This is a genomic window from Arcicella sp. (assembly GCF_964672035.1).
This window is the reverse complement of record NZ_CBABQS010000017.1, coordinates 41,267-66,635: the sequence shown is the minus strand read 5'-3', so window position 1 is coordinate 66,635 and position 25,369 is coordinate 41,267. Positions and strand designations below refer to the sequence as shown.

The window sequence follows — 25,369 nt, the reverse complement described above, 5'->3', positions numbered from 1 at the left end:
TCGCTGAAAATATTATTCTAAAATTAGATGAATCAAATATCTGTAAATATCATTGTAGTCCTAATTCTGCTCTGATTTTGAGTTGAGTTAGGCTTTTTATTTATTTCAAAGAAGACCTTTCTCACATAACGTGGAAGGTCTTTTGTATAATGTATAAGAATGGAACACGGATTTAATGGATTAGACACGGATTTATATTTTTAAATCTAAAATGACATCCGTGTCCAATCCGTTAAATCCGTGTTCCATAAAACAATCAATTATCACAAAATGGAATTAAACAAATTTTCCCGCACACTTACCCAAGAAGTAACCAATCCTGCCGCTAAGGCTATGTTGTACGGTATCGGTCTGACCACAGAAGATATGCAAAAAGCCCAAATTGGCATCGCCAGCACGGGTTATGAAGGTAATACTTGCAATATGCACCTGAACGGATTATCGGTTCACGTGAAAAAAGGCGTACAAGAAAATGGCATGGTTGGCTTAATTTTTCACACCATTGGCGTATCGGACGGTATGACAAACGGCAACGATGGCATGAGTTATTCATTGCCAAGTCGTGATTTAATTGCGGATTCAATTGAAGATGTGGTGGGAGCTCAATGGTACGATGGCGTGATTGCCGTGGTGGGTTGTGACAAAAATATGCCTGGAGCAATGATGGCTTTGGCACGTTTGAATCGCCCGGGGATGTTGGTTTACGGTGGAACCATCAAAACAGGTGAATATAAAGGTAAAAAATTAGACATTGTTTCTGCTTTTGAGGCATTAGGACAGAAATTCGCAGGAACAATTTCCGACGAAGACTACGAAGGCGTTATCAAAAATGCAATTCCTGGAGCGGGTGCTTGCGGAGGAATGTACACGGCAAATACAATGGCAAGTTCGATGGAAGCCATGGGCTTGACTTTGCCCAATTCATCTTCGTATCCAGCAACGCACGAAGGCAAAAAAGCCGAGTGTCTTGCCATTGGAGCAGCCATGAAAGTGCTCTTAGAAAAAAATATTTGTGCCAGAGATATCATGACTCGCAAGTCATTTGAGAACGCTATGACGGTTGTAATGGCAATGGGTGGCTCGACCAATGCGGTCTTGCATTACTTGGCAATTGCCCGTGCTGCGGAGATTGAATTTACTCTGAAAGACATTCAGGATATTTCAGACCGCACGCCATTAATCTCAGATTTGAAGCCTTCTGGAAAATATTACATGGAAGACATGCTTGCCATCGGAGGCGTGCAAGCCGTAATGAAATATCTTTTGCAAGAAGGATTATTACACGGAGATTGTATGACGGTTTCGGGAAAAACAATTGCTGAAAACTTGGCGGATGTTCCCGAATTAAACTTTGATACTCAGAAGATTATCGTACCAATTTCGAGTCCATTGAAGGCATCTGGACACTTGCAAATTCTTTACGGAAACTTGGCAACGGAAGGTGCAGTAGCAAAAATTACGGGTAAAGAAGGCGAGCGTTTTGAGGGAGTTGCCAAAGTTTGTGAACGAGAAGAAGAGGTAATGGAATTTTTGGCAAAAGGAGAAATCAAAGCGGGAATGGTAATCGTTATTCGCAATGAAGGACCAAAAGGCGGCCCAGGAATGCCCGAAATGTTGAAGCCAACTTCGGCAGTAATGGGCGCCGGTTTTGCCAATTCCGTTGCAATGATTACAGACGGACGTTTCTCGGGTGGTACACACGGTTTTGTGGTCGGACACATCACGCCTGAAGCACAAGATGGCGGAAATATTGCCTTGGTAAAAAATGGCGACATTATCACGATTGATGCGGTGAATAACACCATTCAAATGCACGTTTCGGACGAAGAATTAGCCGAAAGACGTAAACTGTGGAAACCCATCGAATCACCTTTCAAACAAGGCGTTTTGAGAAAATATATCAAAAATGTGAGTAGTGCGAGTTTGGGTTGTGTAACGGATTTGTAAAATTTAAACCTAATACTATGTATATTGATTCAATAATTTCAGAAATAGAAAGACGGTTAGCCTTTTTGGTTCGGGGAAAATATTGGTTATTGAAGGTTACGTTTGTTTCGATATTTCTTTTCATTGTCATAGATTTTTCGGGCAATATGAGCAAGTTGGTCTATTTCAGAACTTTTATTAACGATTACGTAAAACAAGGGAAATTAGACACCGCCCACAGTATCATAAAAGCCCAATCAGAAGATTATTTTGGTTTTTTCAAAACTGGGCAAGATAGAAGCATTGAAAGCTATCAGCACGAAGCAAAAATGAAGTTTAGGCTCTTCCTGCCCACACTTGTGAGGATTGTAGGAGCCGAACATTTTGAGATTTGGTTATACTTTTTGACGTTTATTTTGGGGTTCCTTTATATTTATGTCATTGCAAAAATGTCGCTGATTATTTTGGGTGAAAACACGGATAGAATCTTAGTTTTACTCTTCGTAGCGGGTTTTACAAATCTGTATGCAGGCGGTGGTTCATTCGTATTAGACATTGTTCCATACGGTGATTTTTTTGCGTTTTTCTTTCTTTTATTGAGCATTTATACAAGAAATCCTTTTGCCATATTCCTCTGTTGTCAATGGGCTTTTTGGGTGGATGAAAGAGCTTTGGTAAATGCCGTTTTTGTAATGCTTTGGTGGATTTTTACGCCTTTCAACGGACATAAATTTGCTTTAAAACTGAATGTACAATGGTTCGCAGTTTTTATTTCAGGGGTAATTTACATTGGGATTAGACAATATTTGACGGTGCATTATCAGTTGCACGAGGTTACTTACATCGGCGAATTTATTACCACCTTTAAAGAAAATTCAAAGATGCTTTCATTGAGAATTTGGGCAGGTTTTGATGGCATGTGGATGCTAATTATTATGGCATTAATTGTTTTGTTTAAAGAAAAAAACTATCAATTTTTAGGGACTTTTTTAGGTAGTTTAATCATCTCAATTGGGTTTGCATTTATTGCTTACGATGTAAATAGAGGCATTTCTTACGGATTTGTTGCGCTGTTATTAAGTTTGCTAATTTGTAAAAAATACTTATCCGAAAAAGAATTAAAATACGTCTTAATCGTATGTTTTTTAGTATCAATTTTATCTCCTACACTCAATAAATTTAGAATCGTTGGCGGAGGGCAGTTGATGTGAATTGTCATTCTGCAAAGAATCCATTTAGCAGTTTAGTAATAGGTCATTTTATCTGAAAATAACATCTCTAAATTACTAAATAGATTCTAAATAGAATGACAGAAAGCAACGTAATTTGTTTCAATCAAAGCCATAAAATTATCAGAATAATACAAAATATTTTCACACTAAAATTTAGTAACTATCTGATAATGAGACACAAAATATAATGCCACAAATTGTGACATTAGAAAAACAACAAAATCACAAGAATAAAAAATACCAACATGGCAAACACACAAACCATGACCGCAGAAATGCCCGTGACTGAAACGCCCAAATTTTTATCGGGGGCTCAGGCAATCATGCAATGTTTAGTAGAGAATAACGTAAAAACTATTTTCGGGTATCCAGGTGGAGCAATTATGCCTACGTATGATGCCCTCTACGACTATCAAGACCGCATCAAACATATTCTCGTGCGTCACGAACAAGGTGCTGGACACGCTGCACAAGGCTACGCTCGCATGACGGGACGAGCTGGGGTTGCGATGGTGACATCTGGCCCTGGAGCAACCAATTTGATGACTCCCATCGCTGATGCACTTTTGGACTCAACGCCAATGGTTTGTTTGGTCGGTCAAGTAAAAGCAAATCTATTGGGAACGGATGCTTTTCAAGAATGTGATATTATTGGAATGTCGATGCCCGTAACCAAATGGAATTATCAGATTGTAGATGCTGATGAAATTCCTGAGATTATGGCGAAGGCATTTTATATCGCAGAATCTGGTCGTCCTGGCCCTGTTCTATTAGATATTACTCGCACGGCACAGGCAGATTTTATGACAAAACCATTTGTCTATAAACCTTGTGATGAAATCGTTAGCTATCGTCCGAGGTACATTCCAAAGCATTCGCAAATCGAGGAAGCGGCAAAATTGATAAATGCTGCCCAAAAGCCGTACATCTTTGCGGGACACGGTGTTTTGATTGCGAAAGCCGAAGAAGAATTGGATGCTTTTGCTCGTAAAACCGATATTCCTGTTGCCACAACGCTCTTAGGAATGTCAGCTTTACCCCATAATCACCCAAATTATATTGGTTGGTTAGGAATGCATGGCAATTACGGAGCCAACGTTTTGACTAACGAAGCGGATTTAATTATTGCCATCGGAATGCGTTTTGATGATAGAGTTACGGGAGATTTGGCGCAATTTATTACCCAAGCTAAAGTGGTACATATTGACATTGACCCTGCTGAAATCAATAAGAATATTATTGCCAATGCACCCGTAGTGGGTGATGCCAAAGAAGCGTTGAAAGCCCTTCTGCCGTTAGTTAGAGAACGTAAACACACCGAGTGGATTGCAGAATTTAAAAAATATGACGAAATAGAATTTGAAAAGGTTTCTAAGCGGGATTTGTTTCACGATGGCGATAAGATCAAGATGGGCGAAGCCGTGGCAATGCTCTCTAAAAAGACTAAGGGTGAGGCAGTTACGGTAACAGACGTTGGGCAACACCAGATGATTGTCAATCGCTATTATGAGTATATGAAGCCCAATTCATTAGTAACTTCGGGTGGTGCTGGCACGATGGGATTTGCCCTTCCTGCCGCTTTTGGTGCGAAAGTGGGCGCTCCTGACCGTGAGGTTATTGCCTTAATAGGTGATGGTGGTTTTCAGATGACGATTCAAGAATTAGGAACGATTGCCCAAAGTGGTTTACCCGTAAAAATTATCATTTTGAATAATAATTTCTTAGGAATGGTTCGTCAATGGCAACAGTTATTTTTCGATAAAAGATACTCATTCGTGGAACTCCAAAACCCTGATTTTATTATGATTTCAAAAGGATTTGGGATTGATGCGCACAAGGTTTCTGACCGTGCCGAATTATCGGCAGAATTGGATAAAATGTTAGCCGCAACAACGCCGTATTTATTAGAAATTGTTTGTGAAAAAGAAGAAAACGTATTCCCAATGGTGCCTGCGGGTGGAGGAGTAGCGAGTATTCGTTTGGAGTAAATTTCGATTTTCGATGTTTGATGTTCGGGATTGACAATCAAACATCGAAAATCGAATAACAAAAAACCGAAAACCGAACATCAAAAATCGAAAAAATGACAACATACACATTATCCATATTTACCACCAATACCATCGGTTTATTGAACCGAATTACGATTATTTTTACTCGTAGAAGACTGAATATTGAATCGCTAACGGTTTGTGAAACAGAACGTAAAGGCGTTTCTCGGTTTACAATTGTGATGCGACATGAGAATCGTGATGCAGTTGAAAAATTGGTTCGTCAAATCCGTAAAGTGGTGGATGTTTTGGCCGTTTTTGGTTATCTCGACCATGAAATTGTCTTCAACGAAATTGCACTTTTCAAATTGGCAACGCCCCTCGGTGGCATTGCCTTGAATATTAAAGAAATCAACCTCGACTGGAACGCAAAAGTGGTTCATTGGGGATTGGATTACGTGGTTATTGAAAAGAACGGAACCGAAGTAGAAATTGCCGAATTTTACCAATACATGAAAAATTGGGAGATTTTGGAATACCTAAAATCAGGCAGAGTAGCCGTGGGAAAAACCGAAAAAGGCTTGGTAGAATATCTGCCAGAATCGGATTGGGAAACGGTTTAGCCTGTTTAGTACTAATATTTAAAGACGGCATCGCTCAAAGTGATGCCGTCTTTATTATATGTAAACAAGAAAATATTTTATAATTCACTTCCTTTTTCTTTCCAAACAAAATTTTCCCTTGCGTTATATTTTTAATTTTGACCATGCAACGAACAACCGTTTAAGTGCATCTTATGAATTATCAAACCAAAACTATAACCATGACAAAAAATCGACAATATTACCTCGATTGGATTCGGGTATTGGCTTTCGGAATCCTTATTTTTTATCATTCAGGAATGTTCTTTGTGCCTTGGGAATTTCACTTCAAAAATAATGAAATTATAGACTGGCTAAAATATCCAATGCTTTTTTTCAACCAATGGCGACTGTCTTTACTCTTTTTCATTTCGGGCGTAGGCATCAGTTTTGCCTTGAAATCTCGCACGGGTTGGGCATTTGTGCGTGAACGCAATCGGCGATTATTGTTACCTTTAATTTTTGGAATGTTAGTCGTTATTCCTCCTCAGATTTATTATGAAAGGGTTATTAATCATCAGTTTATAGGTTCTTACTCCGATTTTTATCCCAGTGTTTTTGAATTTGTTCCTTATCCCAAAGGTAGTTTTTCGTGGCATCATCTCTGGTTTATTGTTTACTTATGGGTATTTTCTGTGGTAGGAACGCCCATTTTTTTAGTTTTGCGGTCGGAGGGAGGACAGCGATTTTTGCAGAAATTTTATCAGGTTTTTATTCATCCCATCAAAATTTATTGGATGATGTTGCCTTTTATACTTTTGTTTCGGACTTTAGATAAAATCTCGCCCACTACGCACAACCTTGTCCACGATTGGCTCAATCTTCTCAACTCGTTTTTGTTGGTTTTATTAGGCTATATTTTAGGACAAAACCTTAATTTTTGGGCAATGCTCGAAACCAATCGGAAGGCTTATTTGTGGGCATCCATTCTGTTTGGAGCGTCCATGTACCTCTTTGTACATTATCCAGTTTTTCCCATTGAAAATGACGATTTAGAATTTTTTGTGGAAGGAATTATAACCAGAATCAATGCTTTTTCGGTGATTTTATGCATCGGAGGCTATACCAAACATTACCTCAATTATACCAATAAATTCTTGGTTTACGCCAACGAAGCGGTTTACCCTTTCTATATTTTACACCAAACTATCCTTCTCATCATTGGATTTTACATCGTCAATTTGTCATGGGCTTGGGAGATAAAATTGCTAATATTGATGATTGGAACGTTTTTAGGCTCATTATTGATTTATCATTTTTTGATTAGACCTTTCAATTTGATGCGGGTTTTGTTTGGGGTGAAAACAAAATAAAAAAGGACGGCTTCACCAAAGCGAAGCCGTCCTAAATCCCTAAATATCAACAAATTACGCTACCGTAGCAATTGCTTTCATGGCACCCATTGCGGCACGTAATCTATCACCCACAACCTCAATTGAGTGCGTACGTAAAGCTTTGTTTACCGCATTTAATGCTCTGTTATCCACGCCGTTATCTTTTCCCTCGTTGAAGTTTCCTCCGATGATGTTTGTTTCAACTTTGGTCATGAAATCTGCCAAAAGAGGCTTACAAGCGTGGTCGAATAAATAACATCCGTATTCAGCCGTATCAGAAATTACCGAGTTCATTTCGAATAATTTTCTACGAGCAATTGTGTTGGCGATAAGTGGCGTTTCGTGCAAAGATTCGTAATAAGCCGATTCTTCGATGATGCCCGCTTCAACCATTGTTTCGTAAGCCAATTCCACACCCGCACGTACCATCGCTACCATCAAAAGACCGTTGTCAAAATATTCTTGTTCAGCAATTTTTACGGCTCCCGCTGGTGTTTTCTCAAAGGCAGTTTCGCCCGTTGCGGCTCTCCAAGTCAATAAATTTTTATCGTCATTTGCCCAGTCTTCCATCATTGTTTGCGAGAAAAACCCGCTCATGATGTCGTCTTGGTGTTTTTGGAACAATGGACGCATGATAGTTTTCAATTCTTCCGAAATTTCAAAAGCTTTGATTTTCGCAGGATTTGATAATCTGTCCATCATACCAGAAATACCACCTTGTTTCAAGGCTTCAGTGATAGTTTCCCAACCATATTGGATGAATTTAGAAGCATATCCAGCCTCAATACCTTTCTCAATCATTTTGTCGAAACAAAGGATTGAACCCGTTTGCAACAAACCACAAAGAATTGTTTGCTCGCCCATTAAATCAGATTTTACCTCAGCCACAAACGACGATTTCAATACGCCCGCACGATGTCCGCCCGTACCTGCACAATACGCTTTTGCATACGCCCAACCTTTTCCTTCGGGGTCATTTTCTGGGTGAACGGCAATCAAAGTTGGTACGCCAAAACCACGTACATATTCCGCACGAACTTCCGTTCCTGGGCATTTTGGCGCCACCATAATTACGGTAATATCTTTACGGATTTGCATTCCTTCTTCCACGATATTGAAACCGTGAGAATACGAAAGTGTAGCTCCTTGTTTCATTAAAGGCATAATTGCCGAAACTACCGCTGTATGTTGTTTGTCTGGCGTAAGATTAATTACTAAATCAGCCGTTGGAATTAATTGTTCGTAAGTACCGATATTGAAATTGTTTTCAGAAGCACTTTTCCAAGATTGTCTTTTGCCATCAATTGCTTCCTGACGGAGCGTATATGAAACATCCAAACCAGAATCACGAAGGTTTAAGCCTTGGTTCAATCCTTGAGCGCCACAGCCCACGATTACGATTTTTTTACCGATTAATGCTTGAACGCCGTCTCCGAAAGCACTAACATCCATGAATTCACAAACACCTAATTGATTAAGTTTTTCTCTGAGAGGAAGCGTGTTGAAATAATTTGCCATTGTTTTGGTTATTGGTTGTCAGTTCCGAGAACTGGATTTAATTTATATTACAAAGTTCTTAAAAGACGGTCAAATTTTATGGTAAATTATCATGAATTTTAGGTATTTTTGATGGGTAATATTTTTTATGATGATAGGAGTGTTTTTAAATAACTGAAAATGAGTTAGTTAAAAATATTAAATATTGTATAATTTTATTTTATAAAATTTGATTTTGAATAAAGCTTAATATTTCTTCAAGCGAAATATCATAGCTTTCTGTCACTTCGCCAGAAGCTAAATGTTTGTGATGCGGAAAAGTAATGAGGTCAGGAAAATGAGGGGCATTGTCCCATCGGATTATTAAATCGCCGTTGATTTATTGCCAATGGAAAGAATATTTGCGATGGTCAACATCTGTATATTCTCGTACGTGAAGTTCAGAATTATTGACGAAATGTATTTTTATATTGAGGTAAAAAACGGTTTCAGATTTCCTAAAATCGTTGATAGCAGGTGATTTGACGAAGGAAGAATCATCAAGCCATTTGAAAATCTCCATGTTTTATTTCGTCAATTTTGATTAATAATTCCGACAAAAACTGTTGGAAGGCTTTCCATTCTATGTAATCATCCCACGCTTCGAAATTTTCTGTGCTTGCCTGTTCGATTTTTTGTTCAAACGATATAAAGTCAGTCGCATATTTTCTTTCAAGAAAATGTATTTTCTCTTGAAAAACTTGCTTCTGAGCATTATAATCAAGTAGTATCCAATTACTTACCTGCTGTTTTGATAACGTTTGCATAAGTTTTTTTTACAAACATAGTTAAATAATTTCGTTATTAAAAATGAAAACCATCCCCATTTACAGCATAGATAAATTCAATGCAAAGACTGAAAAAACCATTCAATTTCAGATTGAAGTCTTTGATATTCATCGAAATTTCAAGGTGACATATCCACACAGACACGATGATTTTTATGAGATTTTGTTCCTCACGCAAGGCGAAGGTGTGCATACGATTGATTTTCAGCATCATCAAATTAAACCTTTTTCAATTTTCTTTCTTTCGCCTGGACAAATTCATGAGTTAACGCTTTCGGATGATGTGCAAGGATATATTTTTTTGTTTACCTCGTCCTTTTATCATTTCAATAAAACCGACCCGTACAAACTTTTTGAATTGCCCTTTTTCTATAATTTGGCTCAAGAAACACCACCACTTTATTTAGAAAATGAATCGGAAAGACAAACCTTTATTGACTTTTTTCAAAAAGCAATTACTGAAAAAGAATTGAAATTAGCTGATAATGAGGAGGTTATAAGAGCTTTGTTGGATTTAATTTTGATTCAAAGCAAGCGGATTTACCCGGTAGGTACGATGGACGAACAGGCTCATAAAGGGAGAATTTTGGTGAAGCGTTTTAAACAATTAATCGAAGAAAAATGTCAGGAAAATTTATCGGTGAAACAATACGCAGATTTGCTGACCATAACGCCCAATCACCTCAGTGAGACGGTGAGAAATGTAACGGGCCGCACGTCAACGGATTTGATTAATGACCGAATGGGGATGGAAATTAAGCGATATTTAACGCATACCGACTTAGGGATTTCTGAAATTGCTTACAAACTAAACTTCGCTGACCAATCGTATTTTTCCAAATATTTCAAGAAATTGATGAAACTTTCGCCTTTGGAATTTAGGCGGAATATGGTAAAATAAAGACGGTATCGCTCTGTGCAATACCGTTTTTGTTTTATGAATTATATTTTATAGTATTTCCACTAATCCACTCTTTATCAAACTATTACCTGTTGATTTTAATTTAGATAATCCACTAATTGTTTCATCGACTTTAGCTTCATATACTTCGGATTTATCTTTGCTTTTCACTTCCAACATCACGTAAAAAATGCCTTTTACGAAGGTTTTTGAATTGACCACAAAATTTTCGTGAGGCGTTTCTTTTTCTGAAAGTGGCGTTTTTGAAGTTGCTACGGTTTGCCATTTCGCTAAAGATGCTGACTTGAAATCTGAAATATCAAAATGTCCTTCTCGGGCTTCTTCTTCGCTTTCTGGCATTTTGGCTTCTTTGCCAGGAACGTAAAGATTTTCCACAAATTTATGGTCGGCATCTTCTACCCAAATTGCTACGATTGGTAATTCTGTTTCTTTATTTTTCTCGACCAAAATTCTCAAAGCCGTTCCTTTTGAATCTTGATTGGTTTTTACTTCTTCAAACGATAAATTCTCTGGACGTTTAGGTTTTTTTCCTGCAAAAATTTTCCCTGCTTCTGCCACAGGTTCAAGGATTTCGGAGGCTGTTCCTGCTAATACAACACCAAAAACCAGAAATGCAATGATGAATTCTTTTTTGAATTTCCCAGAGGTTCTCTCTTTTGAATATCCCGTAATTGAAGACCAGTTATTGACAATATGAAAGATGGCAAAGCCTACGAAAATTAACCCAAATACGGTATGTGTAATTTCAACGGCGTGCGCTTTTTGTTTGATATACAACAAAATGCCCGTGATTGACAAACTCAAAAAGGCAAATGCTACCGATAGGCTAATAATGTTCTTACGTTTCATGATTCGTTGGTTAATAGTGAATGTTTAAACAAATTTAGGCAAAAAGTTACTTGAAAAGTACCGTAAACTCAAAAATGATACCGTTAAATAAGAACTTCTGTCATGTTTAAACTTAAAAGATAAAATCATGAAAAATTTATTGAAAAGTATACTCATTCTTGGGTTATTAATTTTTGCGATTGCTTACTACAAATAAAGACCGATAACTCATTAATATTACCACAAACTCAATAATGTATGGTATTCATTTTTTTTAAATATTTCTTTGTTAATGTTTAATGAATTGGCTTTGCCCATTCCATTAATTTATCTCTATTTTTCACAATAAATATGATCAAAATGAAATCAATTAAAAGACTTTTCGGGATGTTGGCAGTACTTGCTGCCGTTATTTTTATGGATGCTTGTAAAGCTGAAAAAGGTGATGTTGGACCCGCAGGGCCCGCAGGACCAACAGGTACACCAGGCGCAACCGGAGCAACTGGTGCCACAGGGGCAACGGGTACTACGGGAACAGCCAATGTAAGTTATTCAGATTGGGTTAATGTCACGTTTGTAGGAAGTGGGAATAGTTATATCGTAAATGTTGCGGCTCCAAAATTGACCCAAGATATTTTAGATAAAGGAGATGTGCATGTATACTGGAAAATTGGAACATCTATTTATTACCTCCCCTATTCACAAACGCTTGGTTCAATTGCTTATACAATATTTCAAATATTCACCGTTGGAAATATTAGGCTTACCGCAAGTTATGCTATTTCTTCAAGTACGGCTATTCGGTATGTAATTATTCCTGGTGGTGTTGCTGGCGGTCGTAAAGCGGCCATTGATTATAAAAATTATGATGAGGTGAAAACCTATTATGGTTTAAAAGATTAAAAGAGGATATATTATTCAAACAAAACCCGCCTAATAATCAACACTTGATTATTAGGCGGGTTTGTTTGAATAATATATTTTTAGCAGAAAAATGATATTAAATGAACCATAAATTTTCTTTAATGTGTGTTGAAACTGCTAAGTGATATGATTTTTTCCCAACTAAATACAAAAAAAGACAAGGCATTCATTACCTTGTCTCTGCAAATTTATGAGATTTTACAATTCCTTATCCCGCATCAATTTAAATTCTCGATAGCGTCTGATAATGGCCATAATAAAGCCAATCATTAATATCACCGTACCAATCCAAAGTAAATTTATCAATGGTTTTTCGATGGCTTTTAGCACTACGTAATCTCTTTGGGTAGTATTAAAAGCAAATCCAAATTTGCCCGTTTTAGGGTCAATATTGGTGAATTTTGCCCGAATTCCTACTTCGTCATTTTCAACGGGAGGCATCGCTACCATGCCATCACGAATGACAAAAGTGGGCTTTATTTCGTGCTGAATGAATTCCTTACCCATCACCTTAATCGTCGCTTGAACTGCCGCATTATTGGGGCCTAAAGGCTTGCCTTCAAAAGTATCTACACGAGCCACATTGTCCAAAACCGCTACATAATCATTCAAAAAGAAAGTATCTTTTACGGCAATGGTATAGTTTTCGGTTTTGCTCCATTCACGTTGGTCTAAGTCGGGCGCTTGAGCAACATACGTGTATAAATCTCTACCAAGATTGCGTTTGAGGGCAGGAGAGACCGAATTTCCCATTTTTTTATTAATCTGAAAACGGGGGTAAAGTGTCGTTACTCGTCCTTCTTTATCTCTAAAATCTATTTCGTAATATTTATTTTCTGGAAAAACGGGTAAGGTATCGCCCTTTGAATAGTACTTTTTCCCTTTCTGTTCAATATCCTGTAAAGCAATGGCGTGGAAGTCATTTTCGATAATTTCCACCTGTTCTGGACGCAAATATTCAGGTAATTCTCGCCCTTCTACTCGCACGCCCTTGTAAGTAAGTGTGTAATTGTCCATTTGCTGTGGCGTATTCAACCACAAGGCAATGTGTTCTTTGTTAGCATTGGCATTTTTTGCATCCAAATCTTTCACATTAAAGATTTTCATATCACTCTCATTCATCGAAACAATCTTCGAATATCCAGAAGAAAAAAGGATTCCTAATAGCATCATTGCTACCCCAATATGCGTAACTGCTCCGCCCGAAAGTTTGTAATTTCCTTTGAAAATATCCATCAAAATTGAGCCATTCGTCAAGATTGAGAAGATGCCAGCGAACAATAAGACGATGTACGTAGGAGATTCAAAAAAGTCGCCCGTTTGGGTTTTGGTGGTAAAGAAAATGACTACGAATGTCAATACCAAACTAATTAATAATGGGGTAAGAAAGAATTTTGTAACGTTTTCTTTTTTGATTTTTTTCCACCAAAAAGATTGTCCAATCCCTGAAAATATGGCAATTCCTACGCCAAACCATAATTGAAATTTAGAATAATAAGTAGCAGCATCGGCAGGAGGAGCAAGTTTTGAGACAAAACCAAGCGCTTCTACAATTTTGTTGTAAACGGGTAAGGAGGTAGCTGCAATTATTTGAAAAGCGGATAAACAGAGCGTAGTTGCACCCATAAAAATCCAGAATTCACGGCTATAAGTGGATACTTCTTTTTCATCTTTTGGAATTTCTTTCCATCTAAAAATCAACAAAGTAATGGCGGAAATTAAGAAGAATAATAAGTAAATTAATAGCTGTCCCGAAAGTCCTAAATCTGTGAAAGAGTGAACCGAAGCATCGCCCAAAACGCCACTTCTATTCAAAAAAGTGGAATATAAAACCAAGATGAAAGTAGCGATTACTAAAATAAACGAAGTTCCCAAAGCGGTTTGATTCGTTTTGTAAATAATCATGCAATGATAAGCCGCCACTAAAACCAACCACGGCACAAATGAGGCATTTTCAACGGGATCCCAGTTCCAATATCCGCCGAAATTGAGGGTTTCGTAAGCCCAATAGCCACCCATGATAATTCCTACGCCCAAAACCAAGCCAGAAAATAAAGCCCACGGCAAAGCAGGACGAATCCAAACGGTAAATTCACGTCTCCACAAACCCGCCATTGCGTAGGCGAAAGGAATTAAAGTCGTAGCAAAACCCAAGAAAAGCGTTGGTGGGTGAATCACCATCCAATAGTTTTGAAGCAAAGGATTTAGTCCATTTCCATCTTCGGCAATAAAATCGGGTTTCATCTGCCAAACTGGTAAATTGGGCATGGCTTCCTGTAACATCAAGAAGGGCGAAGAGCCGATTTTGAGGTTGATTACGGGTAAAACAACACCCAAAATCATCGAACAAAGGAAAGTTTGCACGGCGGCAAAAATTGCCATTACGGGTGCTTCCCAGTGTTTATTGGTATTGATAAGTACAATTCCCAAAACGGCGTGCCAAAATATCCAAAGCAAAAAACTGCCTTCTTGCCCTTCCCAAAAACAGGAAATGATATAATAAACCGGTAAAGCCCTCGATGAGTGCGACCATGCGTAATGATACTCGAAATAATGGTTGTAAATAATCAAGAATAAGGCAGTTATCACGCCCACAACTGCCAATCCGTGGACATAAAAGGCATAGCGAGAAAAGCGTTTCCAAGATTCTTGTTGAATTAAATCAGTGGTTTGTACAGATTTGAAATAGCCAAAAGTTGCTATCACCGATGCCACAAATGACAGGATGATGCACAAATGACCAATATTTCCGATGGTTGTATGAAGCATTTTATTTTGGGGTTAGGCGTATTAAAACACCTTAAAAAAACTCTATTAACATGATATTCGTCAAGAATCTCATCAGCGCTAATGGCAGTTATATTTTCGACTAAACATTAGGCTGCAATAATTCTATCAAATGGATCTTTATGATGAAACGGAAGCGTTTCTACTTTTAGAACGTGCGAAGGATTAATAGGTAAGATTCGGATATTACGGAGATATAACTCACCAATCATTTGTTGCAAAACTCCCACAACCTTCAATTTACCAATACTTATTTTAATTGCCATTTCCCAAAGGCTGGCAATACTTATAAATATCTCATTATCAACGTCTTCTATTAAACTTTTACAGGTGTTTGACAATTTAGGGTCATCATCAATAAGCCATATGAAAGTGTGGGTATCAATCAAAAAATCATTTTTCATTACATATAATCCTTATAGTCTTCTAAAGGTTCATCAAAATCCCTTGACACATAGGTTACAAACCCCTTCATACTTCCAACAATACCACGAGTTCTTGGCTTTGGGTTGCTTTGTGGCAACATTTCCTTAACTATTGTACTAAGTTTTTGAAGGTTTGTATCGTCTATTTTATCAATTTGACGATATAGTTCGAGTTTTAATTCCGCTACGTTCATGACTTTAAGAGTTTACGACTGTTTGGCAGGTTTTTCCACTTCCTTAAACTCAACCTTACCTTCTTGATATTTTGAAGGGCATTTCAAAAGAATTTTATCACATTTAAAAACCTGTCCTTCCATACTGCCGATGATAACGATTTGTTCTGCCTTACCCAAATCTTGTGGTTTGGGGGCATTATATACTACTTTTTGTGAACGACCTTTGTTATCGGTCAAGGTAAATTCCAAGTGATTGGCATCAATGGCAGGATTGTAAATAATGTCTTCAATCTCGCCAGAAGCACCTTTCTTTAATTTACCAACTACGTGAACCTGACTAACATCACCACTTTTTGCTTTGCTTTCAGCATCTGTAAAGTCCGTATAAGTACTTGCCTCCGTACCCGTAGAAACTAAAATAGCTACGGCAATGGCAATAATAATGAGTCCAAAAATGTGAGTCTTTTTCATTTTTTAATTTGTTTTTCTAACTTAGAAATTTTGCTATCAAGATTTATTAAGTAAACAATAATTCCTGCAAAAATGGTTGCAACAACGGCAACAACTACATAAATTCTGCCATCGGCGTATAATTTATCCGCCATTTCGATTTCGTTGGTGGTATCTTGGGCGAATAAATTCAACGCCATGAATAATAATGTGATTAGGGAAATTATTTTTTTCATTTTTAGAATATGGTAAAATCTTAGTTATTTTCTTGATGAATTTGTTCTAAATTTTTCAAGCGTAATCTTAAATTGGTAATCCAAAATCCCAGACAAATCCAACCGATACAGGCAGGATAAAAAACGATTCGCATGGTGTGTTCGGAATCCATTGGTTTAAACCCTGGATTTCCACCATTACCGGGATGTAAAGAATCAGTTACTCTTGGAAGAATAATCAATAATGGTATTAACAAAGCCACGGCAAAAATATTGTAAATAGCTGATATCCTGGCTCTTTGCTGTTCGTCATTGAATGAACCACGCAAAATAATATAAGCAAAATAAATTAATAAACCAATGGCAGCACCATTGAGTTTTACATCATTTGTCCACCATGCGCCCCACGTATATCTCGCCCAAATACTGCCCGTCAAAATTCCTACAATGCCAAATAAAATGCCTGTATTGGCATATTCCGATGATTTTGTGTCGTGCAACATATGAGAAGTACGCAGATATTGAATCGAATTCCAAACCGAAACGGAAAGCACCGCAAACATTCCAAACCACATGGGTACGTGAAAATACAAGTTACGAGCGGTTTCATGCAAGACAGGCTGGCGAGGAATATGTCCAAGAAATCCCCAAATTATTACGTAAGTCAATAGCACTACGGCTAAAATTTTATACCAGTTTTTTTTCATCATTTTACTATTAACTTCTCCAAAGAAATGGAAACAAAATTACACTCAAAACCAATACGATAGCATCAATTGCTAACAAGGTCAATATTTCATCTAAACTACTGCTTCTATCCAATCCATCTAACGCATTTTTAGAGATTTTCAAGAGCATTATCAACATCGGAATGATGATTGGGAAACTCAAAATTGCCATTAATGTTGAACTATTTTCAGCTTTTGAAGCAATGCCTGCCACCATCGTGAGCGTACTCGCAAAACCCAAAGCACCCAACACAATGCTCAATAAATATAAGCCAATATCTTCCACGGGATTGCCCATAATGATGGCATAAACCCCAAATCCTATGAGTGCCAACACTAACATCAACAACGTATTGTACACAATTTTTGAAAGAATTATTCCTACTGGACTCGCCAACGTGTAGTAATACAACAACCGTCCAAAACGCTCTTGCGTGAAACTTTTTGCAATGGCATTCATGGCGGTGAATAAAAGAATAATCCAAAACAAGGTATTCCACGTAATTTTATCAATCTGATTTGCCTTCAACCGAAATGATAAATAGCACACATAAACCGTACTAACGATGTACAAAATCATGCCGTTGAGTGCATATTTTTGACGAAGTTCTAATCGTATTTCTTTATCTATCAGTGCTTTAATTTCTTTGAACATTCTTTTAGGGATTGGGGATTGGGTAATTGGGGATTAGTTATTTGGAATAAAAATCTCAGAAAGTCAATCAATATTAATGAATTTCTAAACTGCTAAAAACTAATCCTAAATCTCTAATTACCTAATTCCTAAAACATCCACAAAGTTACGACACAAATAAACGGCACGCACACAAACAAAATAATATTTTGAGAAACCAAAATGTTTATTTATTAATACTTCATTATCAAGGAACTCTTTACTAATTTTACTTTGTTTTGAATAAATCTAAATAAGGGGTTTTGTTAATAGTTATCAGTTATTTTTACCGGTAATTTGTCCAAAATAACTAATAACCATCAACGAACAACCAATACAGAACTTGAAAACCGTAGCAGATTTGAAAAAAGGAGAAAGAGGGATTATTGTCAATTTTACGGATGATGAGCTTTCTTTGAAATTATTAGAAATGGGCTGTTTACCTGGTACACAAGTAACCATGACGCATATTGCACCTTTCGGCGACCCAATTGCCGTTAAAGTTTCAGGTTATGTGTTATCACTTAGGAAAGACGAAGCCGCAACCATTGTTATTGCTTAATTTATACCAATTAAATTGAAAAAATCACCCAAAATAGCCCTCATCGGCAATCCAAACGCTGGAAAATCGTCTCTGTTTAATTCGTTGACGGGACTTCGCCAAAAAACTGGCAATTTCCCAGGAGTTACCATGGATAAACTCATCGGTAAATGGAAATTGGAGAAAGGCGATGATGCCTCAATCCTTGATTTGCCCGGTATTTATAGCATTTACCCAAAATCGGTCGATGAGCAGGTGGTTATCAATATTTTAGCCAATCCCCAACATCCTGATTATCCTGATTTGGCCATTGTGGTGGCGGATGCTTCCAATCTCAAACGAAATTTATTGTTGTTTAGCCAAGTGCGGGATTTAGGAATTCCGACGGTTTTGGCTTTGAATATGATTGATGTCGCTGAGAGTCACGGGATTGTGATTAATTCCGTCAAATTAGCTCGAGAACTTAATGTAGAAGTGGCAGAAGTCAATGCCAAAAAAGGCATTGGATTGAATGGTTTGCGTTTGGCAGTAAATAAAACGTTAGAATCAGGATATAACTCAAATGACTCATTACCAATGGATTATGATAGAGGAATGGTCGAAGTTATTAAAGAAAAATACGGAGATACCGATGATTATCACGCACTTCTGTGGCTTTCAGAACACGATAATCTTAAACAATTTGATGCAAAACAACGAGTAGGATTCGACGAAATTCAAGAAAAATATCATTGGAATACCCAAGACTTTCAGTCGAAAGAAACAATGGCGAGATATTCACAACTCACCGAAATTGTGGATAATTGTTTGCACGAAATGCCCGTCGAAGAAGAACCATTAAATACTTGGACGGACAGATTAGACAAAATTTTCTTGCATCGTTTTTGGGGATATTTTGTCTTTTTAGGCATCCTTTTTATCATGTTTCAAGCCATTTTTACTTGGGCAACTTATCCCATGGATTTGATTGATGGGGGTGTAGCAAACTTAAATGATTTCCTAAAATCTAATCTTCCACCCACCAAATTAACTGATTTATTGACCGATGGATTGATTGCGGGAATTGGTGGAGTCTTGATCTTTATCCCTCAAATTGCCTTTTTATTTTTGTTTATTTCGATGTTGGAAGAAACAGGATATATGTCCAGAGTAATGTTTATCATGGATAAATTGATGCGACGTTTTGGATTGAATGGTAAGTCAGTTGTACCCTTAATTTCGGGCGTTGCTTGTGCCGTGCCTGCCATTATGAGTACCCGAAGCATTGGTTCGTGGAAGGACAGATTAATTACCATTATGGTTACGCCCTTGATGTCATGTTCCGCTCGTTTACCCATTTATACCGTTTTGATTGCCTTAGTTGTACCCGAAAAAAGTACTTTATTTGGCGTATTTAATTTGCAAGGCGTAGCGCTTTTTGCGATGTATTTATTAGGTTTTTTCATGGCATTACTTTCCGCTTGGATTATGAAAATTATCCTAAAAGTGAAGGAAAGAAGTTATTTTATCATGGAGTTGCCTTCTTATAAAAGTCCAAGATTTTCGCACGTTATGCTTACGATTTTGAACTCGACAAAAGCATTCGTTTTTGAAGCTGGAAAAGTGATTGTAGCGATTTCAATTGTACTATGGGTATTGGCAAGTTATGGCCCCGGTGATGCCATGCAACAAGCTGAAATTTACGTAAAAACACAAAATCCAACGCTTTCTGGGACTGGATTAACGAATAAAATATCGTCAAAAAAATTAGAAAATTCTTACGCTGGACATTTTGGAAAATTCATTGAACCTGTCATAAAACCTTTAGGATATGACTGGAAAATAGGAATTGCTTTGATTACGTCTTTCGCTGCTCGTGAGGTTTTTGTTGGTACGATGTCCACTATTTATAGTTTGGGAGGAGAGGCCAATGAGGAAAACTCAACCGTGATGAAACGCATGAGAGCCGAAATAAATCCCGAAACTGGTAAACCGATGTACGACATGGCATTGGGTTTTTCACTCATGATTTTTTATGCCTTTGCCATGCAGTGTATGAGTACATTGGCCATAACCTACAAAGAAACAAAATCTTGGAAATATCCAACTATTCAGTTTGTTTACATGACAGCATTAGCCTACATTTCGGCATTTATTGTCTATCAATCGTTTAAATAAAATTAGCGCTAAGAAGGGGGGCGAATATAGTTTTGCTACGTAATACTAATTATTTGTTTTATTCCCCTTAACCATTCCTTCTGTAACTTCATTCATAATTCTGATTTTCTCTTGAAAATCACCTTTGATGGACTTTCTGATTTCTCGGAGATTTTCTAATAATTGTTGCACATTTTCGGGAATGATGTCATCCAGAAATTCACGCATTCGTTTGGCCATTGTGGGTGATTTTCCATTGGTTGAAATGCCAATTTTCAAATCTCCTTTCTGAACAATTGAACCTAAATAAAAATCACAAAGATCGGGCGTGTCCGCAACATTACATAGAATATGACGTTCGGCAGTTACTCTTTTGATGCTGGCGTGCAAATCTGGATTATCGGTTGAAAGAATTACTAAGTCTCTGTCGTTCAAGTCATTAAACTCAAATTTTCTTTCAATTAAAGTTACATTTGGATAGTTTTGTACATATTCACGAAGTTCGTCCCTAAACATATCCGCCACCATCGTAACTTTTGTATCAGGGCTATTATTAAGCATCGCTGAGAGTTTTTCTAAGCCCACATTTCCACCTCCTACCAACAATACATCCAATTCTTCCAACTTCAAAAAGACGGGAAAAAGACGGTTTTTTATTTCTTTTTTATTTTGCATTCTTTTTAGAATATAGATTTTTTGAAATATTTAATGGCTTTGCATTTATTTGATACAAAATTAACTTCAAAACATCTGACAATTTCAAAATATCGAAGAAAGTTTACGACTCATAATCAGAAATTGAAGGGCATTAAAATTACTTATTTAATTGCTTTTTGCTTGGAGATGGACAGCATACATATTGCTCGGATCGATGATTTCTGATAATTATATTATCGCTTTTTTGCATTTTTTGTGTTTGAAAAAAGGAAAAAAAATAATCTAACATTGAAAATTAACATCATCCAAGTTGGTAATATTATCCTGAAAAATAAAGGCCTCATAGATGATAAAATCTATAAGGCTTTTTGAATTTCAAATGTGGAATTACAACAAATATTGAGTCTTAAGAAATCGTCAATGTTGAACCCGTTATTGTTACGGCATATTTCGATAAACTACTGCTGGCTGGACCTCTGGTTACGGAACCCGTCGTACTGAATTGAGCTCCGTGGTTTGGGCAATAAAAAACGCCATTTCCTTGATAAGTAATCGATGTTCCTTGGTGAGTACAAGCCTGTGACAAGGCAACAAAAGATGCTGCTGTACTTCCTGCACTGACTCTGGCGATGATTGCGCCGCTTGAATAAGTATAATCTCCAACGTTTTTAATGGCAGTGGAAATATCAATAGAAACTCCGCTCGGAGCAACACTATCTGCGCTTTTGCAAGAGGCTAAAACTGCCATTAAAGCAGCACCACCTAAGCCCATGCTTCTAAGAAAATCTTTTCTTGAAATTGATTCTTGTGTCAACATTATTTTAAAAGGGGAAGTTTAAACATGGAATCATTGTAATAATACGCTTTAAATTATGCCGTAATGTGCAAAATATTACCCACCAAAGAGGTTTTATAAACGGTTAAACCGCCTCGACCATTGCTATTTAAGCCAACACCCGAAGTGGTAAATCTGGCTCCGTGCGATTGACAATAAAATTCTCCAACTTGATAAATTACCTGTTTTTGACCTTCATGACTACACGTTTGGGTAACCGCAGCATAAGTATTGGCAGCCACTAAAGCCACCACAATATTGCTCTGACGAATATATCCACCCACTTTTAACAAAGCTGCATTTGCCGAAAGGCTAAGGTCGAGCGTAAGTAAATCTTTGGTTGTCACTAAATCAGTAACCGTTACAGCAGCACTCGCACCCGATATTCCGTTGGGAGTTTGTAATTTAAAAGTATATACACCAGCTAATGAAGGCGTGTAGGTATTTGCCCCAACAACCGCCGCAAAAGTGGTTACTTGGGTCGTTCCGTTAAATACAATGATTATTCCTGCCAAAATCGCAGTGATTGAAATCGCATTATTTGTGTTAATACTACTAACTGAAAGGGTGGGGGCAGCAGGCGTGGTTGATGTTTTAGCCGTTACAATTACTGCTGTACTTGAAATAGAAGTTCCAGCAGAAGTTAGTAATTGAAACGTGTAAGTTCCCGCCTTAGTTGGCGTATAAGTATTCGTTCCCGAAATTGCCGTAAATGTGCCTATTTGCGTTGTGCCATTAAATACCAGCACCGTTCCCGCTGATTCCGTTGTTACCGTGATTGGACTATCGGTTACCGTACTGGCGGAAACCGTTGGAGCATTCGGTACACTTGGCGTAACCGAAACAGGTTCGGGGACAGTCTGTTTTTCATTCAAGCAAGACGAAAGTACTGCCATTAACGCAGAGCCACTAAAGCCAAGCGTCATTAAAAATTTCTTTCGATTAATGGAATCTTGTGTTAACATTTTAAGAGAAGTTTATTTGTTTTGTTAGGTAAGGTTTTTATCATAAATTGACTATTATGCTTTATTATTTACTTTTAAGTACATGACTTCATATAGATTCATTGCCTACGAATTTCTAAAAACTGTATTTTACTAAAATTTTGCTCGATAGAAAACGGCAATGGAAATTGCCCGTTTTCTAAATAATTAAGAGATTGTTTGAAGGAAATGTTTCTTATAATGAAGAGGATAAGTAATTTTAGAAATCATGAATGCCATTAATTTCTAAAAATATTGATTGTATTGAGCGGGAATTATTATTTATTGAACAGAAAAATTAGTGCTAAACTTAATATATCTAAACGCTTGAAAGCGAAATCGCCAATAAAATAAATGACAAATTCTAAGATAAAAAATAGAACAGCGGCGTATGAGTACAGCTGCGTAAAGATTGCATAGTAAACGAAAAAACCGCTTCTAAATCATTTGATTCAGAAGCGGTTTTTGGTGTATGCTAATACAAGATGCTTATAACAAAGGTCTAACTCTTGTTTCTAATGGAATAATGGTTTGACCATTATCCAAGGTTACCAAGAAATAAAACTGCAAATCATAAGGGGTTGTGCCAGATACTTGCAAAGTAGTTAAAGCCTTCTTTTTCAAGTATTCTGCAATCGAAGTTTTGAAAGAAACTGTTTTCCCGCCCCCTGTTATAACTGCTGTATTATACAAACCAGTAGTCGTTTGTACAGAAGTGGCGTTAATAGCTTTGTTGGTTGACGAAGCATTTACACGAGTAATTTCCTTAATCGTATTTGGACTGCTATCGGCTAATTTTAGTACAATTTCAATGTTTCCTCCCGCTGACTGAGAGGTTGTTACGAAAGGAATACGCTCGTAGTAAACGGCATTGTCAACCGTGATTACATCCGTAGGAACAGCATCACGTAAAGACAAATAATCGTACTGTTGTTTGCAAGAGCCAAGACCCAAAATGAGTATCATGGCTACTAAGAAATTATATTTTTTCATGTTGATTTCTTTTTATGTTCACTTATTTGAAAGAATAATAGTGGCGAAATACTGCCACCATCACATCATGTTAGTCAATATCCCACCACACTCGGTCGAACGTTTTCGGGCCAGGTGTTGGTATATTTGGGTTACTTAATTGCTCATTACCTGTGTATGGAAAACGAACAGGAATATTGCTATCATCGCCACCCGTTGCGTTTAAAGCTTTTTCTAAACGAGGGAATCCCCAACGTCTCCAGTCATTATAAGCTTCAATACCATTACCACAATTGGCAATCCATTTTTGGGTCATAACTTGATTTATCTTCTGAGAAGTTGTTCCTGCTAATGTAATAATGCTTGGATTTGCCTTGAAATATGCATCAATTTCAGTCGTAGTAACACCAGTTTTTAACATAGAAGCACGAATACCTTCTTCAAATAATTTCTGAGCATCACCAGCTGTATTAAGTGATAAAGCCGCCTCTGCCAACATAAATGCACGTTGGAAGTTGGTAATCATTCTGATAGGAGCTTCTCCAGATGCTCCCGTTAAATAAACACCGTATCTTGAACGTGTAGCCGAAACTGGAGCTGTACCTGTTGCACCGTTATTCCAAGCTACGTAAGTTGTACCGCTTGGCAAAGTAAAGAGTTTAGAAATACGTGGATCTTTATTTAATAATAAGGTATCTCTAAAACGTTGGCTCAATAATTGGTCATCAGGACGGTTCACAAAGTTGAACGCATAGATCGGGTTTTGTGTACCCGCAGTAGCCGCAAATGCTACTTGAAAATCCTGTGCGTTATCCGTAATTAAACCCGCAGAAGAAGCTAATACACTTGTAATTTCAGTCTTAGCACGGTCAGGTTGAACACGGCTGATAATGATAGCAAAACGTAGTAAAAGTGTATTTCCTAATTTTTTCCAGTTTGCTATGTTTCCTTTATAAACAACATCGTCAGCACCAGGATTCAAGATACTTTTCTTATCTAAATCTGTCAAACCTTCTTTTACTAAATCGAATAAACTTTGAACTGAAGCCGTTCCCAAATAAATATCTTTCTGAGCATCCAATTTTGGCGTAAGTGTGTTTGTCCCTTTCAAGGCCTCCGAGTACGGAATATCGCCCCAAAGGTCTGTGGTCATACTAAAACCATAGGCTTTATAAATTTTGGCAATACCTGCGTAAACTGGACTTGTCGCTTGCGTATTGTCAATCATCTTCTGAGTATTTATCAAAAGACCAGCGTATAATTCACCATTCCATTGGTTGTCAGAGTTTCCACGAATATTATAAGAATCGTAAGTGGCTACTTGGTTGGCAACACCCGCTTGGTGTTGTACCAAAATGGATGTGATACGATTTAAGTCGTTGCTATTGGCAAAAGCGGCATCGTAGGCCAAAGTTGTCAATAGAGCAGCGGGCGGAACGATAAGTGGATTATTGGGCGTATTGTTTACCTCCAAAAAATCACTTGAGCAACTCGAAGCCAAAAATCCTACGGCTAAGGTTGAGATGAAAAGTATATTTTTAATTTTGAATTTCATGATTATTGATATTTTTGCTTTCTATTCTTCGCTTTAATAGCTTAAATAGCAAATATTTGTAAGATTTTATTCTGAAAATAAATAAGAATAAATGTCAAATTTTTTTCGCTAAAA

Annotated in this window: 24 protein-coding genes and 1 pseudogene; 9 read left to right on the top strand and 16 right to left on the bottom strand. The window is 37.3% G+C overall.

The window, feature by feature from the left end:
• Nucleotides 1-270 precede the first annotated feature (270 nt).
• The 5 genes from ilvD to AC1W31_RS07050 all read left to right on the top strand — a co-directional run bounded on the left by ilvD (nucleotide 271) and on the right by AC1W31_RS07050 (nucleotide 7,103).
• A complete protein-coding gene (gene ilvD, locus AC1W31_RS07070; RefSeq protein WP_481733716.1) occupies nucleotides 271-1,947 on the top strand; it encodes a dihydroxy-acid dehydratase in 1,677 nt (558 codons plus the stop codon).
• A 17-nt stretch (nucleotides 1,948-1,964) separates the two neighbouring features.
• On the top strand, nucleotides 1,965-3,137 hold the full coding sequence (locus tag AC1W31_RS07065; protein ID WP_481733715.1) for a hypothetical protein: 1,173 nt from the start codon (nucleotides 1,965-1,967) through the stop codon (nucleotides 3,135-3,137).
• A 266-nt stretch (nucleotides 3,138-3,403) separates the two neighbouring features.
• Nucleotides 3,404-5,146 (top strand): biosynthetic-type acetolactate synthase large subunit, encoded by a 1,743-nt coding sequence (ilvB, locus tag AC1W31_RS07060; protein WP_481733714.1) that lies wholly within the window; start codon nucleotides 3,404-3,406, stop codon nucleotides 5,144-5,146.
• A gap of 95 nt (nucleotides 5,147-5,241) precedes the next feature.
• Nucleotides 5,242-5,772, top strand: a complete 531-nt coding sequence (gene ilvN, locus AC1W31_RS07055) for an acetolactate synthase small subunit (protein WP_481733713.1) — start codon at nucleotides 5,242-5,244, stop codon at nucleotides 5,770-5,772.
• Nucleotides 5,773-5,972: 200 nt separating this feature from the next.
• Entirely contained in the window at nucleotides 5,973-7,103 is a 1,131-nt protein-coding gene (locus tag AC1W31_RS07050) for an acyltransferase family protein (protein ID WP_481733712.1), read from the top strand.
• A gap of 54 nt (nucleotides 7,104-7,157) precedes the next feature.
• On the opposite strand, the gene ilvC is transcribed toward AC1W31_RS07050, so the two are convergent.
• From ilvC to AC1W31_RS07035, 3 genes and pseudogenes are all read right to left on the bottom strand, one after another.
• On the bottom strand, nucleotides 7,158-8,642 hold the full coding sequence (ilvC, locus tag AC1W31_RS07045; RefSeq protein ID WP_481733711.1) for a ketol-acid reductoisomerase: 1,485 nt from the start codon (nucleotides 8,640-8,642) through the stop codon (nucleotides 7,158-7,160).
• A gap of 199 nt (nucleotides 8,643-8,841) precedes the next feature.
• Nucleotides 8,842-9,183 (bottom strand): annotated as a pseudogene (locus tag AC1W31_RS07040) (toxin-antitoxin system TumE family protein).
• Nucleotides 9,161-9,427 carry a hypothetical protein gene (locus AC1W31_RS07035; protein WP_481733710.1) on the bottom strand — a complete coding sequence of 89 codons (267 nt, stop codon included), beginning with the start codon at nucleotides 9,425-9,427 and terminating at the stop codon, nucleotides 9,161-9,163. Before AC1W31_RS07035 ends, AC1W31_RS07040 begins: the two are co-directional and overlap by 23 nt.
• Before the next feature lie 43 nt (nucleotides 9,428-9,470).
• Between AC1W31_RS07035 and AC1W31_RS07030 the strand changes: the two genes are divergently transcribed.
• Nucleotides 9,471-10,349, top strand: a complete 879-nt coding sequence (locus AC1W31_RS07030) for a helix-turn-helix domain-containing protein (RefSeq protein WP_481733709.1) — start codon at nucleotides 9,471-9,473, stop codon at nucleotides 10,347-10,349.
• Between the two features lie 48 nt (nucleotides 10,350-10,397).
• Here AC1W31_RS07030 and AC1W31_RS07025 read toward each other — a convergent pair whose 3' ends face one another.
• Nucleotides 10,398-11,219, bottom strand: coding sequence for a DUF4405 domain-containing protein (locus AC1W31_RS07025; RefSeq protein WP_481733708.1), 822 nt, complete (start codon nucleotides 11,217-11,219; stop codon nucleotides 10,398-10,400).
• Nucleotides 11,220-11,558: 339 nt separating this feature from the next.
• Between AC1W31_RS07025 and AC1W31_RS07020 the strand changes: the two genes are divergently transcribed.
• Complete coding sequence (locus AC1W31_RS07020) at nucleotides 11,559-12,101, top strand: collagen-like protein (RefSeq protein ID WP_481733707.1); 543 nt, start codon at nucleotides 11,559-11,561, stop codon at nucleotides 12,099-12,101.
• Between the two features lie 219 nt (nucleotides 12,102-12,320).
• Here AC1W31_RS07020 and ccsA (AC1W31_RS07015) read toward each other — a convergent pair whose 3' ends face one another.
• From ccsA (AC1W31_RS07015) to AC1W31_RS06985, 7 genes are all read right to left on the bottom strand, one after another.
• Complete coding sequence (gene ccsA / locus AC1W31_RS07015) at nucleotides 12,321-14,891, bottom strand: cytochrome c biogenesis protein CcsA (protein ID WP_481733706.1); 2,571 nt, start codon at nucleotides 14,889-14,891, stop codon at nucleotides 12,321-12,323.
• A 107-nt stretch (nucleotides 14,892-14,998) separates the two neighbouring features.
• The gene (locus AC1W31_RS07010; RefSeq protein ID WP_481733705.1) at nucleotides 14,999-15,313 is read right to left on the bottom strand and encodes a type II toxin-antitoxin system VapC family toxin; all 315 of its coding nucleotides are present in this window, start codon (nucleotides 15,311-15,313) and stop codon (nucleotides 14,999-15,001) included.
• Nucleotides 15,313-15,528, bottom strand: a complete 216-nt coding sequence (locus AC1W31_RS07005) for a DUF2281 domain-containing protein (protein ID WP_481733704.1) — start codon at nucleotides 15,526-15,528, stop codon at nucleotides 15,313-15,315. Before AC1W31_RS07005 ends, AC1W31_RS07010 begins: the two co-directional genes overlap by 1 nt.
• Before the next feature lie 12 nt (nucleotides 15,529-15,540).
• On the bottom strand, nucleotides 15,541-15,981 hold the full coding sequence (locus AC1W31_RS07000; protein ID WP_481733703.1) for a cytochrome c maturation protein CcmE domain-containing protein: 441 nt from the start codon (nucleotides 15,979-15,981) through the stop codon (nucleotides 15,541-15,543).
• Nucleotides 15,978-16,196: a CcmD family protein gene (locus AC1W31_RS06995; protein WP_481733702.1), complete on the bottom strand. Its 219-nt coding sequence runs from the start codon at nucleotides 16,194-16,196 to the stop codon at nucleotides 15,978-15,980. Before AC1W31_RS06995 ends, AC1W31_RS07000 begins: the two co-directional genes overlap by 4 nt.
• Nucleotides 16,197-16,216: 20 nt before the next feature.
• Nucleotides 16,217-16,882 carry a cytochrome c biogenesis protein CcsA gene (gene ccsA, locus AC1W31_RS06990; RefSeq protein ID WP_481733725.1) on the bottom strand — a complete coding sequence of 222 codons (666 nt, stop codon included), beginning with the start codon at nucleotides 16,880-16,882 and terminating at the stop codon, nucleotides 16,217-16,219.
• Between the two features lie 10 nt (nucleotides 16,883-16,892).
• Nucleotides 16,893-17,558 (bottom strand): heme exporter protein CcmB, encoded by a 666-nt coding sequence (locus AC1W31_RS06985; protein ID WP_481733701.1) that lies wholly within the window; start codon nucleotides 17,556-17,558, stop codon nucleotides 16,893-16,895.
• Between the two features lie 361 nt (nucleotides 17,559-17,919).
• Here AC1W31_RS06985 and AC1W31_RS06980 point away from each other — a divergent pair, with 361 nt between their 5' ends.
• Together AC1W31_RS06980 and feoB are read left to right on the top strand one after the other, a co-directional pair.
• The gene (locus AC1W31_RS06980; protein ID WP_481733700.1) at nucleotides 17,920-18,138 is read left to right on the top strand and encodes a FeoA family protein; all 219 of its coding nucleotides are present in this window, start codon (nucleotides 17,920-17,922) and stop codon (nucleotides 18,136-18,138) included.
• A gap of 15 nt (nucleotides 18,139-18,153) precedes the next feature.
• Nucleotides 18,154-20,274, top strand: a complete 2,121-nt coding sequence (feoB, locus tag AC1W31_RS06975; protein WP_481733699.1) for a ferrous iron transport protein B — start codon at nucleotides 18,154-18,156, stop codon at nucleotides 20,272-20,274.
• Nucleotides 20,275-20,319: 45 nt separating this feature from the next.
• Here feoB and AC1W31_RS06970 read toward each other — a convergent pair whose 3' ends face one another.
• The 5 genes from AC1W31_RS06970 to AC1W31_RS06950 form a co-directional block, all read right to left on the bottom strand.
• Nucleotides 20,320-20,928, bottom strand: coding sequence for a precorrin-2 dehydrogenase/sirohydrochlorin ferrochelatase family protein (locus AC1W31_RS06970; RefSeq protein ID WP_481733698.1), 609 nt, complete (start codon nucleotides 20,926-20,928; stop codon nucleotides 20,320-20,322).
• Between the two features lie 388 nt (nucleotides 20,929-21,316).
• Entirely contained in the window at nucleotides 21,317-21,727 is a 411-nt protein-coding gene (locus AC1W31_RS06965; RefSeq protein WP_481733697.1) for a QcrA and Rieske domain-containing protein, read from the bottom strand.
• 53 nt (nucleotides 21,728-21,780) lie between these two features.
• Nucleotides 21,781-22,710 (bottom strand): hypothetical protein, encoded by a 930-nt coding sequence (locus AC1W31_RS06960; RefSeq protein WP_481733696.1) that lies wholly within the window; start codon nucleotides 22,708-22,710, stop codon nucleotides 21,781-21,783.
• A gap of 507 nt (nucleotides 22,711-23,217) precedes the next feature.
• Nucleotides 23,218-23,721, bottom strand: a complete 504-nt coding sequence (locus AC1W31_RS06955; protein WP_481733695.1) for a hypothetical protein — start codon at nucleotides 23,719-23,721, stop codon at nucleotides 23,218-23,220.
• A 70-nt stretch (nucleotides 23,722-23,791) separates the two neighbouring features.
• Nucleotides 23,792-25,255: a SusD/RagB family nutrient-binding outer membrane lipoprotein gene (locus AC1W31_RS06950; protein ID WP_481733694.1), complete on the bottom strand. Its 1,464-nt coding sequence runs from the start codon at nucleotides 25,253-25,255 to the stop codon at nucleotides 23,792-23,794.
• Nucleotides 25,256-25,369: the final 114 nt, after the last annotated feature.

Bases quoted from the DNA above. Each gene is read 5' to 3' on its own strand.
- ilvD (WP_481733716.1), top strand. From the start codon at position 271: ATGGAATTAAACAAATTTTCCCGCACACTTACCCAAGAAGTAACCAAT.
- AC1W31_RS07065 (WP_481733715.1), top strand. From the start codon at position 1,965: ATGTATATTGATTCAATAATTTCAGAAATAGAAAGACGGTTAGCCTTT.
- ilvB (WP_481733714.1), top strand. From the start codon at position 3,404: ATGGCAAACACACAAACCATGACCGCAGAAATGCCCGTGACTGAAACG.
- ilvN (WP_481733713.1), top strand. From the start codon at position 5,242: ATGACAACATACACATTATCCATATTTACCACCAATACCATCGGTTTA.
- AC1W31_RS07050 (WP_481733712.1), top strand. From the start codon at position 5,973: ATGACAAAAAATCGACAATATTACCTCGATTGGATTCGGGTATTGGCT.
- ilvC (WP_481733711.1), bottom strand. From the start codon at position 8,642: ATGGCAAATTATTTCAACACGCTTCCTCTCAGAGAAAAACTTAATCAA.
- AC1W31_RS07035 (WP_481733710.1), bottom strand. From the start codon at position 9,427: ATGCAAACGTTATCAAAACAGCAGGTAAGTAATTGGATACTACTTGAT.
- AC1W31_RS07030 (WP_481733709.1), top strand. From the start codon at position 9,471: ATGAAAACCATCCCCATTTACAGCATAGATAAATTCAATGCAAAGACT.
- AC1W31_RS07025 (WP_481733708.1), bottom strand. From the start codon at position 11,219: ATGAAACGTAAGAACATTATTAGCCTATCGGTAGCATTTGCCTTTTTG.
- AC1W31_RS07020 (WP_481733707.1), top strand. From the start codon at position 11,559: ATGAAATCAATTAAAAGACTTTTCGGGATGTTGGCAGTACTTGCTGCC.
- ccsA (WP_481733706.1), bottom strand. From the start codon at position 14,891: ATGCTTCATACAACCATCGGAAATATTGGTCATTTGTGCATCATCCTG.
- AC1W31_RS07010 (WP_481733705.1), bottom strand. From the start codon at position 15,313: ATGAAAAATGATTTTTTGATTGATACCCACACTTTCATATGGCTTATT.
- AC1W31_RS07005 (WP_481733704.1), bottom strand. From the start codon at position 15,528: ATGAACGTAGCGGAATTAAAACTCGAACTATATCGTCAAATTGATAAA.
- AC1W31_RS07000 (WP_481733703.1), bottom strand. From the start codon at position 15,981: ATGAAAAAGACTCACATTTTTGGACTCATTATTATTGCCATTGCCGTA.
- AC1W31_RS06995 (WP_481733702.1), bottom strand. From the start codon at position 16,196: ATGAAAAAAATAATTTCCCTAATCACATTATTATTCATGGCGTTGAAT.
- ccsA (WP_481733725.1), bottom strand. From the start codon at position 16,882: ATGAAAAAAAACTGGTATAAAATTTTAGCCGTAGTGCTATTGACTTAC.
- AC1W31_RS06985 (WP_481733701.1), bottom strand. From the start codon at position 17,558: ATGTTCAAAGAAATTAAAGCACTGATAGATAAAGAAATACGATTAGAA.
- AC1W31_RS06970 (WP_481733698.1), bottom strand. From the start codon at position 20,928: ATGCAAAATAAAAAAGAAATAAAAAACCGTCTTTTTCCCGTCTTTTTG.
- AC1W31_RS06965 (WP_481733697.1), bottom strand. From the start codon at position 21,727: ATGTTGACACAAGAATCAATTTCAAGAAAAGATTTTCTTAGAAGCATG.
- AC1W31_RS06960 (WP_481733696.1), bottom strand. From the start codon at position 22,710: ATGTTAACACAAGATTCCATTAATCGAAAGAAATTTTTAATGACGCTT.
- AC1W31_RS06955 (WP_481733695.1), bottom strand. From the start codon at position 23,721: ATGAAAAAATATAATTTCTTAGTAGCCATGATACTCATTTTGGGTCTT.
- AC1W31_RS06950 (WP_481733694.1), bottom strand. From the start codon at position 25,255: ATGAAATTCAAAATTAAAAATATACTTTTCATCTCAACCTTAGCCGTA.